Source organism: Deltaproteobacteria bacterium (assembly GCA_009930495.1).
GTDB lineage: Bacteria > Desulfobacterota > Desulfovibrionia > Desulfovibrionales > Desulfomicrobiaceae > Desulfomicrobium.
Window position 1 is genome coordinate 1 of the sequence record RZYB01000064.1, and the last position, 13713, is coordinate 13713.

Annotated in this window: 12 protein-coding genes; 8 read left to right on the forward strand and 4 right to left on the reverse strand. The window is 61.0% G+C overall.

Translation table 11 applies throughout. The features are described from left to right. The 3 genes from EOL86_07220 to EOL86_07230 all read right to left on the reverse strand — a co-directional run. The coding region (locus tag EOL86_07220) for an inorganic phosphate transporter (protein NCD25366.1) at positions 1–899 on the reverse strand (899 nt) is incomplete at its 3' end. Further along, the gene (locus EOL86_07225; GenBank protein ID NCD25367.1) at positions 892–1521 is read right to left on the reverse strand and encodes a DUF47 family protein; all 630 of its coding nucleotides are present in this window, start codon (positions 1519–1521) and stop codon (positions 892–894) included. The genes EOL86_07220 and EOL86_07225, both read right to left, overlap by 8 nt. Positions 1522–1712: 191 nt before the next feature. Further along, a complete protein-coding gene (locus EOL86_07230; GenBank protein NCD25368.1) occupies positions 1713–1919 on the reverse strand; it encodes a hypothetical protein in 207 nt (68 codons plus the stop codon). Between the two features lie 196 nt (positions 1920–2115). On the opposite strand from EOL86_07230, the gene EOL86_07235 reads away from it, so the two are divergent. The 8 genes from EOL86_07235 to EOL86_07270 all read left to right on the forward strand — a co-directional run bounded on the left by EOL86_07235 (position 2116) and on the right by EOL86_07270 (position 12468). Continuing rightward, positions 2116–2592, forward strand: coding sequence for a purine-binding chemotaxis protein CheW (locus tag EOL86_07235; GenBank protein NCD25369.1), 477 nt, complete (start codon positions 2116–2118; stop codon positions 2590–2592). 79 nt (positions 2593–2671) lie between these two features. Continuing rightward, positions 2672–6139, forward strand: a complete 3468-nt coding sequence (mfd, locus tag EOL86_07240) for a transcription-repair coupling factor (GenBank protein ID NCD25370.1) — start codon at positions 2672–2674, stop codon at positions 6137–6139. Positions 6140–6298: 159 nt separating this feature from the next. Beyond that, positions 6299–7219 carry a hypothetical protein gene (locus EOL86_07245; protein NCD25371.1) on the forward strand — a complete coding sequence of 307 codons (921 nt, stop codon included), beginning with the start codon at positions 6299–6301 and terminating at the stop codon, positions 7217–7219. Between the two features lie 40 nt (positions 7220–7259). Beyond that, entirely contained in the window at positions 7260–8171 is a 912-nt protein-coding gene (locus EOL86_07250; protein ID NCD25372.1) for a helix-turn-helix domain-containing protein, read from the forward strand. A 15-nt stretch (positions 8172–8186) separates the two neighbouring features. Beyond that, a complete protein-coding gene (recO, locus tag EOL86_07255; protein NCD25373.1) occupies positions 8187–8939 on the forward strand; it encodes a DNA repair protein RecO in 753 nt (250 codons plus the stop codon). A 155-nt stretch (positions 8940–9094) separates the two neighbouring features. Continuing rightward, the gene (glyQ, locus tag EOL86_07260; GenBank protein ID NCD25374.1) at positions 9095–9964 is read left to right on the forward strand and encodes a glycine--tRNA ligase subunit alpha; all 870 of its coding nucleotides are present in this window, start codon (positions 9095–9097) and stop codon (positions 9962–9964) included. 42 nt (positions 9965–10006) lie between these two features. Continuing rightward, on the forward strand, positions 10007–12088 hold the full coding sequence (locus tag EOL86_07265) for a glycine--tRNA ligase subunit beta (protein ID NCD25375.1): 2082 nt from the start codon (positions 10007–10009) through the stop codon (positions 12086–12088). A 119-nt stretch (positions 12089–12207) separates the two neighbouring features. Continuing rightward, a complete protein-coding gene (locus EOL86_07270) occupies positions 12208–12468 on the forward strand; it encodes a 30S ribosomal protein S20 (GenBank protein NCD25376.1) in 261 nt (86 codons plus the stop codon). Between the two features lie 95 nt (positions 12469–12563). On the opposite strand, the gene EOL86_07275 is transcribed toward EOL86_07270, so the two are convergent. Beyond that, the coding region (locus tag EOL86_07275; GenBank protein NCD25377.1) for an autotransporter outer membrane beta-barrel domain-containing protein at positions 12564–13713 on the reverse strand (1150 nt) is incomplete at its 5' end.

Consider the following 13713-nt stretch of genomic DNA (forward strand, 5'->3'; position numbering starts at 1 on the left):
CGCACGGCCGAGAGGCGCTTGGTCGAGCCGACGCCAAAGACGCAGGCGCTGATGGTGTGGGTGGTGGAGATGGGCGCTCCCACCAGCGATGCCCCGGTGATGACCATGGCCGCCGAAGTCTCGGCGGCAAAGCCGTGCACGGGTTCGAGCTTGAAGATTTTGTGCCCCATGGTCTTGACGATTTTCCATCCGCCCAGGGCCGTGCCCATGGCCATGGCCCCGGCACAGGCCAGTTTGACCCAGAGCGGCACGTGGATGGTGTCGATCTCGTGGAATAGAAACAGGGCCAGGGTGATGACGCCCATGGTCTTCTGGGCGTCGTTCAAGCCATGACTGGTGGCCATGAAGGCCGAGGACAGGATCTGCAGTTTTTCGAAATAGTGGGACACGCTGCGGCGGTTGGTCTTCCAGAACAGGAGCATGATGGCGGTCATGACCACGTAGCTGACCGCGAATCCGGCCAGCGGGGAAAGCACCAGCGGGAGCAGGACTTTCTGGGCGATGGACAGCACATTGAGGGACGAAAAGCCGGCGTGGCTGGTGGCCGCGCCGATCAGTCCGCCGATCAGGGCGTGGGACGAGGACGAGGGGATGCCGAAATACCATGTGATCAGGTTCCAGGCGATGGCGCCCAGCAGCGCGGCCAGGACCAGGGCCTGACAGCCCATGACCATGTCGGTGTTGACAATGCCCGCGCCCAGGGTGTGGGCGACCTCCTCGCCCAACAGTGCTCCGAGCAGGTTCAGGCTCGCGGCCATCATCACGGCCGTGCGCGGGGACATGACCTTGGTCGAGACCACCGTGGCGATGGCGTTGGCGCAGTCATGGGCGCCGTTGGTGAAATCGAAGACCAGGGCCACCAGGACGATGACCGCGAGCAGGAGGGGTATCTCAGGCATTTTTCAACACCACTTCCTCGATGGCGTCGCCCAGGTCGTCCACATATTCGATGGCCAGTTCAAAACGGTCATACACCTGTGACCAACGCATGATATTGACCACTTCCTTCGTGTTGAAGGTTTCCTGGTCGTACAGTTCGGCCAGGCCCGTGGAAAAAAGCATCTCGCATTCGATTTTGTAGCCGTGGATGGCGCGGATTTGGGTGCCGACATCCTTTTTTCCCTGCAGGCAGCAGATCATCTCCCCGGTCAGGTCCACCATCTTGTGGATATTGTGCCCCATCTGGCGGGCTGGAAAGCGGATGTAGTCGAAGCCGTACAGACGCATGCGGGAGGCGATGGCCTTGATGGCGTTGAGCGAGTCTTCCTGGGTGAGGTTGAGGCGGTAGATGTCTTCACGGTCAATGGGGGTGATGAAGGTCTGGGACAAGAGCCGGGCGATTTCCCGGCTGAGGTCGTCGCCTTCGGCCTCGATCAGCGTGACGGCCTTGCAGGCCGCGTCCACCGTGGAGAAGTCGGTGAGAATGGTCGTGAGTTGGAACGCGGCTTCCTTGAGAAAATTGTTTTGTTTGGTGAGAAGTTCGAAGAAATGGATGTTTTTGGGAAAGATTGAAAAGCTCATGCTCATTCCTCGCTGTGATGTCGTCATCGGGGTCGGCTCGTGGTGTTTTTGTCCCAATGATCCGAAACGGAAATTTTTTTAGGCGCGGACATGGATCAAGGCAATCGGTCGTGTCACACAATTGTCACGTTGCCGCGTTGGCCAAAAAAAAGCTCCGCGTGGCGGAGCTTGGGAAGACTTGCGGCAGCCGGCTAGAAGCTGGCCATGGAACGCAGACGCAGTTCATTCAGTATGGCGTTTTCGTAATGGGCCGAAGGCAGGCTTTCATCCTCGGCGGGTTCGAGATATTTATCCAGTAACTGGCTCTCTTCCCAAAAATCCAGCAGCTCTTCGTTGCCCAGGTTTTTTAGCTGCTCCTCGATGGTGAACGGATCATGGTCGGGAAGGTATCTCGCCATCTGCGATGCTCCTTGGATTCTTGAGGTTACCGGGCCGATGCGTTGCTCCATACGCACCCCGGAAAGCGCTGTCCACCGTTTTTCGGCCAAGGGCGCGGCGGAAATCAAAGAGCAGTTGCCTTGCCGCGTGAAAGCCTGTAATTCTTTGGGTTGTTGTAGCCCCAATGTCCCTGCACCGCGAACAAGGAGCGAGGCAATGTCCGATGAACACAAACGGCAGGAAGCCGACCTGCTGCAATTGGTGACGTTTAGTATCGGCGACGAGGAATTCGGAGTGGAGATCCTGAAGGTTCAGGAGATCATCCGCATGCTCGAAATCACCAAGGTTCCCAAGGCTCCGCCCTTTGTCGAGGGCGTTATCAATCTGCGGGGCAAGGTCATCCCCATTCTTGACCTCCGCAAACGGTTTGGTCTGGACTCACGCAGCCACGACAAGAATACCCGCATCATCGTCATCGAGATCAGTTCCATGATCGTCGGTTTTATCGTTGATTCCGTGTCCGAAGTGCTCCGGCTCCCGGCCAACACCGTCGAGCCGCCGCCACCAGTGGTCGCGGGCCTGGATTCCGACTATATCAGCGGCGTCGGCAAGCTCGAGGACCGTCTGCTCATCATGCTTGACCTCAATCGTCTTTTAAGCAACGAAGAGCAGGAAAAACTGGGCCGCGTCTAAGCCGCGATCCGTCGCCAATGCAAGCCGCCTCCGCACCGGGGGCGGCTTTTCCCTGTCCTCCAACACCGGTCGATTCGCGTTGATTCCTCCCGAACTCCAAAAGCTTCTTTCCGGTCCGGACCGTTCGATCCGCGTTTTCAAGAGCGGCCCGGCGTCCCAGGTGTATCTTGCCCAGACCCTGATCGATCAGGGCAAGAACGTCGTCCTCGTGCTGCCGCCGAGTGCGGATATCCATCTTTACACCTCCCTGGCGGGCCTGTTCGCCCCCCACGATCGGGAGGCGCCGTTTTGGGAACGGCAGTGGCTCGCATTCCCGGCTTGCAGCGTGGACGAGCCCCGACGTTCTCCCTGGCCGGAGCGTTGGAAGGCCCTGTATTGCCTGGGGCGGGGTGGGGCGCGTGGCGTGCTTTTGCCCTTGGAGAATCTGATTCAGAAATGGCCGTCCCCGGATGTGCTGCGCTCCGAGCACCTGTGTTTGGGCGTGGGCGAGGAAATGGACCAGGAGGATCTCCTCGATACCCTGGTCAACTGGGGCTATGCCCGAGTGTCCATGGTCACGGCCGTGGGCGAGGTGTCGGTCCGCGGGGACATTGTCGATGTCTTTTGTCCTGGCCACGATCATCCTCTGCGTCTGGAATTTTTTGGCGACACCCTGGAACGGATCAAATTGTTCGAACCCATGTCCCAGCGCTCCCGGGCCGATCTGGACGAGGTCCGGATTCTGCCCGTGGCGGGGTGCATTGGCGCGGCCACCTATCGCGAGGCCGCGCGCGGTCTGTTCGACGGCTGGACACGGCTGGGCGAAATTTCACGGGCCACCCGGGCCGATCTGGAAAAGGAGTTGCTCGAGGTCACGCCGCGTCTGCCGCCGGCCATGTATTATCCGGATTGCGTCGGGCTGGATGCCTGGCTGCCGGACAATACGCTTTTCCTCATGACCGAGGCCCAGGACCTGCGGTCCAAACTGGAGGAGACCAGCTGGGCGTGGCAAAACCATTTCCGCGACGATTCGCGGCTATGGCCCCGGCATGGCCTGCTGTTATCCAGCGGCGACGCGCGGAAAGTCTGGGAATCGGGCCGGCAGCTCCTGTTCGAGAGCCTGGTCATGGGCGTGCGCGAGGACGGCATCGAGCTGCCCGAGGAAACAGTGGCCAGTTTCGAGGATTTGTTCTGGAATCCCGAGGACCGCAAAAGGCCGTGGCGCACCTTGATGCAGGAACTGCACACATGGCGGCGGACCCAGGCCCAGACCATTTTGTGTTTTCATACCGAGCAGTCGCGCCGGAAGTTTCTGCAGCTGGCGGCCCAGGACGAGCACGTCTTGCAGGCGGACTACGACGCCTCGGCCAAGGGACTTTTCGCCCTGGTCGGGTCCATGTCCAAGGGCATGCGCCTGCCATGGGCCCAAATTCAGATCTTGCCGGAATCGGTATTGCAACCCGGCGCCCCCAAGGCCCGGCGGGACGCGGGCAAGGCCTTCAAGGGGCTCGACACCTTCGATGACTTGGGGGCCGACGATCTGCTTGTGCACCGTGACTACGGATTGTGCCGGTTTGGCGGCTTGCACCGGGTCAAATTTGGCAATGTCGCCAACGATTACTTGCTGTTGCACTATGATGGCGACGACAAGCTCTACCTGCCCGTAGACCGTTTGGGCCAGGTGCAGCGCTACAAGGGCCCCGAGGGCTCGGCCCCGGCCCTGGATCGTCTGGGGGGATCGGCCTGGACCAAGGCCCGGGAGCGCACCCGGCAGGCCATCGCCAAGATCGCCCACGATCTGGTCGAGATGTACGCCTACCGCAAGATCGCCAAGGGCTTCCAGTACAATCCCATTTCCGAGCTGTACTGGGAATTCGAGGCCAGCTTTGGCTTCGAGGAGACCAGGGACCAGGAAAAGGCCATCGCCGATGTTCTGGCCGACATGGAAAAACCCGAACCCATGGATCGCCTGGTCTGCGGCGACGTCGGCTTCGGCAAGACCGAGGTCGCCCTGCGGGCCGCCTTCCGGGCGGTCCTGGACGGCAAGCAGGTCGCCTTGCTCTGTCCGACCACGGTCCTGGCCGAGCAGCACTATCAAACCTTTCGCCAGCGCATGGAGCCTTTTTCCATCAATGTCGGCCTGCTCAGCCGGTTCGTGCCCACGGCCGGCCAGAAACGGGTGGTGGAGGCCACGCGGCGCGGCCAGATCGACGTTTTGATCGGTACCCACCGCATGCTGTCCAAGGACGTGGAATTCGCCAATCTGTCCCTGCTCATTCTGGACGAGGAGCAGCGCTTCGGGGTCAAGCACAAGGAACGGATCAAGAAGATGCGTTCGACCATCGATGTCCTGACCCTGACCGCCACGCCCATTCCGCGCACCCTGCAGTTGTCCCTGTCCGGCATTCGGGGACTGAGCGTCATCGAGACCCCGCCCAGGGATCGCAAGCCGGTCATGACCTCGCTCATGGAGCGCGAGCCGGATCAACTGCGAACCATCCTGGAACGGGAACTGGCCCGAAACGGACAGGTCTTTTGGGTGTACAACCGCGTCCAAGGTCTGGAGCGGGTGGTGGAATTTGTTGAATCCCTGGTCCCTGGAGCCCGCGTGGGCATGGGGCATGGCCAGATGAAGGCCCAGGATCTGGAAGAGACCATGCACAAATTCTGGCACGGCGAACTGGATATCCTGGTGTGCACGGCCATTGTCGAATCGGGTTTGGACTTCCCCAAGGCCAATACCCTCATCGTCGATCAGGCCCAGCTTTTTGGTCTGGGGCAGCTGTATCAGCTGCGGGGGCGGGTCGGCCGGTCCAGCGAACAGGCCTATGCCTATTTTGTCATTCCCGATCTGGAGCGTTTGCAGGAGACCTCGCGCAAACGCATGAAGATCATCCTGGACATGGATTACCTCGGGGCCGGCTTCAAGGTGGCCATGGAGGACCTGCGTCTGCGCGGGGCCGGCAATATTCTGGGCGAGGCCCAGTCCGGCACCATCGGCAAGGTTGGCCTGGATCTGTTCCTGGAAATGCTGGAAGAGGAAGTGCGCCGGCTGCGCGGGGGCAAGGTCGAGACCGAGATCGATCCAGAGGTCAATCTGGGATTTCAGGCCCTCATCCCCGAGGAGTACATCGCCGATGGCAAGCAGCGTCTGCAATATTACAAGGAATTGTCCTCGTGTCGGGACGAGGCCTGCATCGTGGAGCTGGTCGACGACATGCGCGACCGGTTCGGATCCCTGCCCGAGGCGGTCAAGACCTTCGTGGCCGTGCTCATGATCAAGATGGACGCGCGGCGGCTGGGCGCGGTGCGGGTCGATTTGTTCGAGGATCGGGCCGTGCTGCATTGGGACGAGACCCGGCACAATCTCGATCCCGTCAAGCTCATGGCCTGGGTGACGGAAAATCAATCCGTGGCGCGCATCCTGCCTCCGGCCAAGTTGGAGCTCAAGGTTTCCCCTGTTCAATCCTTGAATGCCTTCAAGGACGTGCTTGGAGCGCTGCGCGCGCGCCTTTTGCCGGAAGACGGCAGTCATGACGAGCCCTTGGTCGCGGCCAATCAAGATTGAACTGGACGCGATTACCGCTCAAGGGTAGTAGCGGAGCCACTCTGAAGGCACCGAATCGCGGCCCCGCCCTTGACAAGGCCTCGGGATGGGCGGAAGCCTGGCGCGCCTCGCGGGTCGCTCCCGGGCATTTTCATTTCTCCAACCGAACGAGTCATAACAATGTGGAAACATGGCTTTTTCTTTATACTTGCCCTCATGGTGACCGCCTTGGGCCCTGGAACCGCCTCTGCCCAGGTGCTGGACCGCATTGTCGCGGTGGTCAATGGCGAGATCATCACCCTGCAGGAATTGGACGAGCTGGTGGTCCGAACCGCCGCTGGAGCCGATGGCGGCCAGGCCGTGGTGACCAATGACGCGCGTTCCAGATATCTTGATGTCATGATCAACGACATCCTTCTCCGTCAGGAGGCCGAGCGCCTGAAAATCGAGGTCTCGGACTCGGAGGTGGAAAACGAGATCCGCCAGTTCAAGGTCCGGCGACGCTTGAGCGAGGATCAGTTCTCGGCCAGCTTGAAGCTTCAGGGCTTGACCCTGGATCAGTTCAAGGCCCGGACCCGCCAGGATATCATGAAGCACCGCATGATCGGGGCCATGGTCCGCCGCAAGGTCGTGGTCACCCAGGAAGAAGTGGCCGCGTACTTCGAGCGGCATCGACAAGAGTTCACCACCAGCCGTGTTCTGACCGTGCAGATGCTGGTCCTGGGAGACGCCGCTGCGGCCGATTCCGTTCGTGCTTCCGTGGAGCAGGGACAGCTGTCCTTTGACGACGCCGTCCTCTCCCGTTCCGTTGGTCCCCGCGAAGACAAGGGCGTCATTGCCGACGTTCGCTGGGAAGAATTGGCTCCGGATTGGCAGGCGGCGGTGGAACCCGTGGCCATTGGCGGTATGTCCCAACCTTTTCCCGCGCAGGGCAAATGGGTGGTGCTCAAGGTTCTGGATCGCAAGGAAGGCTCCAATCGGGAGTTCGCGGACGCCCAGGAGGAAGTGCGGGAGGTGCTGATGCGTCCCAAGCTTGAAGCTCGTTTTCAGGAATACATGGTTGATTTGCGGAGCAAGGCCCTGATCGAAAAACGCCTGTAACGCCTCGGCGCGGGAACAGAATTCACGGAGTTTCTCGGATATGGATCTGATGGAAATTGGCACGATGTTGCGCGAGGCCCGCGAACGCAAGGGACTGGCCATCGACGAGGTCGAGGAACGGGTCAAGATCGCGCAGTCGGTCATCGTTGCCTTGGAAGAAGGCAACAAGGACCGGTTTCCGCATCCGGTGTACGCGCGCGGGTTCGTGAGGAGCTACGCCAATCTCCTGGGCCTGGACGCCCAGGAATTGTGCGCCCATTTCGCCCGGGAATACCCCGTCCCCACCGACATGGAGCCGCACGGCGACAACCAGGGGCCGCGCATCACGGTTCGGTTTCATGATTCGCCACGGGTACCCCTGGTCGCCTGGGTCGCCCTGGCCCTTGGCCTCGTGGCCCTGGGGCTGGGTGGGTGGTATGCGTACGACACTTTTCTCGGATCCGGGACGAAGTCTGTCTCCATCCCGGCTTCCGAGAGCGTTGCCCCCACGACGTCCACGCCGTCGGCGCCCATGACGATGCAGTCCCCGGTGCAGGCCCCGCCCCTGACGCAGATGCAGGAGCTCACCGATGCCGAGGCCAATGCCTCGGCCGAGGCCGCCAGCGTCAATGCCACCGACGTCAACGCTTCCGCGCCGGAAGCCGCGCCCGCGGACAGCGTCGTGCCCGGGAACGCCGGCGCGGCCACGCCGGATGACGCGGCTCCAGAGGCCGACACAACCGGCCGGCGCCGCATGGTCGTCTCCGCGCATTCCGCCAGTTGGCTCCAGGCCAGGGCCGATGGCAAGGTCACGGACTATTTTTTGCGCAAGGGAGAGTCGGCCACGCTGACCTTCGCGCAATCCCTGACCATCAAGTTCGGCAACGCGGGCGGGGTGGATCTGACCCTGGACGGAAAGGCCTATCCGTTCGAGGCCAAGCTGGGCGAAGTCAAAACCCTGGAGATCAAATAGCCCGGTATCCGGGCCATGCGCATGGAATTTTCCGAGGACGTGGTGGTGCTCCGGGTGGGCACGTTCCGTGAGGCGGACTGCTGGGTCCGCTTTTTTTCACCCGGACATGGGCTGTTGAGTGGCTTCGCCTTTGGGGGGCGCCGCAGTCGCAGACGGTTCGCGGGATGCTTGGACCCGCTGTCCCTGGTTCGTTTCCGAGTCAGCCAGGACAGACGCCGGGAATATTATTGCCTGGAGGAAGGGACGCTCCTGCACGGATTTTCCGGGCTCAAGACTGATTTGAAGAAGCTGGGAATGGTCAGCAACTGTGTTCGTTTCGTCGAATCCCTGGACCTGACGCCGGATGGGTACGCGTCGGTGTACGCGTTGCTGCGGGAAATGCTCGAAACCTTGGATGACCCCGGCGAGGCATCCTGGTTTTTGCCCGTCCTGTTTCGGGCCAAGATAACCTTTGCCCAGGGCTATCAGCCGGACCTGGAGAGTTGCCGAGAATGCGGCCGACCGCTGGACGCCTTTGCCCGCGCTGTTTTTTCCGTGCGCGACGGCGGTTTGTACTGTCTGCGCTGCCCCTCCGGGACGGGTCAGAAAATTTCACTTTCGCGGGAAACCCTACGCCTGCTCGCGACCCTGGCCCAAACCGGACCAGGGGAATGGGCGGGGTGGCTTCCTCCGGCCAGGGTGCGGGAGGAATGTGGTCATCTCGTGGATGCCTTTGTTCAATGTCATCTCGGTCTGACGTGCGATGGCAATCGCTTCGCGCGCTGTTGACGTACCGGGATTTTGTCGTGACCGAATACTTCCATCCGTGGCCGGGGCCGTGACCCTCCGGAGCGCGATCTCCGCGCTTGCCGAGCGCGGGCGACTTGCCAGCGTTTCAAGGGAATGTCCCGATTTGGGTTTTGAAGTGGAATAAGGAGCCGTGCATGAATTTTCAGGATGTCATTCTCAATCTGCAGCGTTTCTGGGCCGATCAAGGCTGCGTGCTGCAGCACCCATACGATCTGGAAGTGGGCGCCGGAACATTCAATCCGTCCACGTTTTTGCGTGTCCTGGGGCCGGAACCCTGGCGGGTCGCCTACCCGGAATCGACGCGCCGTCCCACCGACGGCCGCTACGGGGAGAATCCCAACCGGTTGCAACACTATTTTCAGTTTCAGGTCATCTTGAAGCCGTCCCCGGCCAATGTGCTGGAATTGTATCTGGACAGCCTGGGAGTGCTTGGCATCGACAAGCATGTTCACGACATTCGCTTTGTCGAGGACGACTGGGAAAGCCCAACCCTGGGCGCCTGGGGCCTTGGTTGGGAAGTCTGGCTCAATGGCATGGAAGTGACCCAGTTCACCTATTTCCAGCAGGTGGGCGGCATTAACCTGGAGCCCATCAGCTGTGAAATCACCTACGGGGTGGAACGGCTGTGCATGTATTTGCAGGAAAAGGAATCGGTCTATGATTTGGCCTGGAATGATCATGTTACCTACGGACAGGTCTACCATCAGGCCGAGGTCGAGCATTCCAAGTATAATTTCGATCATTCCGACGCGGACATGCTGTTGCATTTTTTCAATTCCTACGAGGCCGAGAGCCGGAAACTGTGCGAGGCGGGTCTGCCCTGGCCCGCGTACGATTTTTGCCTGAAGTGTTCGCATGCCTTCAATCTGCTCGACGCGCGCGGCGCCATTTCCATCACCGAACGGGCCAAGTACATCGCCCGCGTGCGCGCCCTGGCCTCGGCCGTGGCCCGGCTTTATGTGGAACAGCGTGAGGCAATGGGGCATCCGCTCCTGAAATCCTAAGTTTTTATGTCCCCACGGGGACGTGTGGAAGGAGTTTTTTCCATGGCGCATTTTGTTCTTGAAATCGGGGTCGAGGAAATGCCGGCCCGCTTCCTGTCCAACCTGGATCGGGAACTGGCGGAACGGTTCACGTCCCACCTGACCGAGGCCGGCCTTGATTTTTCCGTCGTGACCTCGGCGTCCACGCCCCGGCGTTTGGTGGTGGACATCGCCGGCGTCGCGGCCGTGCAGAAAACCGAGGAAATCGTCGTGTCCGGACCACCGGCGCGCATCGCGTTCGACGCCGAGGGCAAGCCGACCAAGGCCGGTCTGGGCTTTGCCAAGTCGCAGAATGTGGATTTCGAGCAAATATATGTCGAAACCACGGACAAGGGCGATTATCTGGCCCTGAAGAAAACCGTGGGAGGACGTCCGGCCACCGAAATCCTGGCCGAGGCCTGTCCCCGGATTCTGGCCGCCGTGTCGTTTCCCAAAAAAATGCAGTGGATGGGCAAGGATTGCACTTTTGGCCGCCCGGTGCGCTGGTTGTTGGCCTTGCTGGACGCAGCTGTCGTGCCTTTTGCCTTCGCCGGTCTTGAAAGCGCGGATCTCACCCGGGGGCACCGGGTCATGGGGCCGGGACCCTTTGCCGTGTCCCATGCCGACCAGTATGGCCGGGTGCTCGAAGAGCAGGGTCACGTCATTTTGAGCGCAACCCGTCGCAAGAACCACATCAGGACGGAAGGGGATCGCTTGGCCGCCGAAGTCGGTGGACGGGTGGAATGGTCCGAAAGCCTCCTCGACCAAGTTGCGAATTTGGTGGAAACCCCGCGGCCCATTCTGGGCGGATTTCACGAAAAATTTTTGGAGCTGCCCGCCGAGGTCCTGCTGACCAGCATGGAGACCCACCAGAAAAGTTTTGGGCTGCGCGGGGCCGATGGCAAGCTGCTGCCGTACTTCCTGACCGCGGCCAATATTGAATCCCGCGAGCCGGCGCTGGTGCGCAAGGGCTGGGAGCGGGTTCTCCGCGCCCGCCTGGAAGATGCCCGCTTTTTTTGGGAAGCCGACCGGGCCGCGACATTCGAGGCGTGGCTGGACAAGCTGGACCGGGTTATTTTCATCGGCCCCCTGGGCACCATGGGCGAAAAGACGCGTCGTCTGGAAAAACTGGCCACGGCCATCGCCAGCCGCGTCGCGCCCGATCTGGCCGGGGACATGGCCCGGGCCGGACGCCTGTCCAAGGCCGATCTGGTTTCGGAGATGGTTTTTGAATTCGATGATCTCCAAGGCAAGATGGGTGGAATTTACGCCCGCCTCAAGGGTGAGAACGAAGTCGTGGCCCAGGCGCTGTATGAACAGTATCTCCCGGCCGGGCAGGACTCGCCGGTGCCTTCGTCCATGGCCGGCGCCATTTTGTCCCTGGCCGACAAGCTCGACAATCTCGCCGGATGCTTCGGGCTGGGCATGATGCCCACGGGCGCGGCCGATCCGTATGCCTTGCGCCGCAACGCCTTGGGAATTTGCCGCATCGTGTTCGACCTGGATTTGAGCGTGAACCTGCGCGAGTTGCTGGGCATGGCCCAGGCCGGGTACGGGGCGGTGGACTGGAAATTATCTCCAGACGAGGCCCTTGATGCCTTGATGGATTTTTTTGGCCAGAGGCTGCGGGCCTTTTGGGCCGCCCAGGGCATTGAAACCGTGGTTCTGGACGCGGCCTTGGCTTCCGGTTTTGACGATATCGTCGACACGTGGCGCCGGGTTCGCGCCCTGGACGCCTTTGGGCGCGAAGAGGATTTCGAGGCTTCGGTCCTGACGTTCAAACGCGCGGCCAATATCATCCGCAAGCAGGCCGACCAGGAGCTGACAGGGCACGTGCGCCCGGAATTGTTCGAAGGGGCCCCCGAGGCCGATCTTTGGCACATTTTGTCCCGAGTCGAGCCGGAATGGGAGCAATTGGCCGCGGCGGCGGATTACACCGGTGTCTTGGCCAAATTGCGGGATCTGCGCCCGGTCGTGGATGGGTTTTTCGATGGCGTCATGGTCATGAGCGAAAACCCGGAACTCCGGTCCAACCGATTGAACCTGTTGTTTCGTCTTGTGTCCGCCTTGGGCCGGGTGGCTGATTTCGGCCGCCTGCAGGTGTAGACCCGCCGATTTCGGCAGTTTTTGCTTGACAGTGTTTTGCTTGGTCGTCTAGCAACTGCGGATTGCAGAGACATCTCGAACTGACTGAAACACGCGTAAATTTTTAAAGGAGTCATACCTTGGCCAATCATAAGTCTGCCCTCAAGAGACATCGCCAGAGCCTCAAAAGCCGCGAACGCAACAGAATGATGAAAACTCGGGTGAAGAACGCCATGAAGGCTGTTCGCCTGGCCATCGAGTCCAACGACACCGAAGCCACGGCAAAGGCCTTGCAGAACGCCACCTCCATTCTGGACACGGCCGCGAGCAAGAAGGTTATCCACTGGCGCACGGCGGCCAGAAAGATTTCCCGGCTCTCCGTGGCCGCGAATAAGATCTAGTCGTTACGCACTTTTATTCAGTCACGAAGGCCCGTCATGATGCTGCATGACGGGCCTTTTGTTGTTCCGGGCGAACGGGCGCCCTTGGTCGGGGTTCAGAACCGGTAGCCGAGCTGAATGCCAAGTTGATGATCCTCACCGTTTCCGTGATCGTTCATTCTGTATTCGTACATCATGCCGCCACTCAGATTTTGGGCGGCAAGGGTCAGGCCGACGCCAAGCAGCAAGGTGTCGCGCGTGGGGTCGTTGTCAATTTCAAAGGCTGGTCCGAAGCTTTCGAATCGGGCCCGGATATGGTCCGCCGCGTCGGAATTCATGGCATGGGTCCATTGGAGCCGCGCTTCCGGAAACAACGTGGCCGAGGCGAGGGAAATGGACCGACCGGCGCGCAGACCAAGCGTCGAGCGCAGCGAAGTGCCATCACTGGCGTCGATGTCCAGATTCATGGCGCCGGCGTTTTGTTCCGCGACGGAATTTTCGTGCAGGTACAGCCCGGTCAGTTGGACAAATGGTTGAATGCGCCACGCTCCCGGAGCGAAGACATGTCCCATGGCGACACCAAGGCTCATGTCATGGGCCCAGTGCTGGGCATCGGCCTCCTGGCCCAGGAAACGCAGTTCCCTGAAGGTTTCAACCCGCGAACGGCCCGCGCCAAGACTGGCCGCGACATAGGGTCCGGCATCCCGGAGGCGTTGCCGCCAGATGGTGTGCAGATAGCCCCGCACGGAGGTGATGTCGGCGTGGGATTCGTCGTCCCCGCTGTCCAGCGCGTGCTGGAGAAAGGCGGTGGCGAGGCCGGTGGTCCAGTGGCCGTGTTGCTGATCCACGCCCAGGAACAGATTCATGGTGTGCGCGCTCAGGCATGGGATGACGTCCCTTGAGTCCTGAAACCCGGAGGACGTGGCGACATTCCCCCAGACCGAGTACCCGGGATAATCCTTTCCGACCGACGTGGATGCTGCATCTTGCTGGAGCGTCGAGGTTTGGAAGGCCGAATCCTCCAAGCGTTTCAGGATTTCCCCAGCCTCGCGGTGTGGTTGATCGACGAGGGCTCGGCGCGTGGCGGCCTGGATTCCCGGCGCGAGGTCGGTCAGGGCGTCGCGTACTTCGGCCAGATTCATGTTATCGACGCGGAGCAGGGCCGTCTCCAGGTCGCCGGTGGCTTCGGTCCGGACCGTGTCCAGGACGTGGGCAAGGCTGCCCTGGCCGGAGTTGCCGGCCAGGGACGCGTAGGTGTTGCGGGTC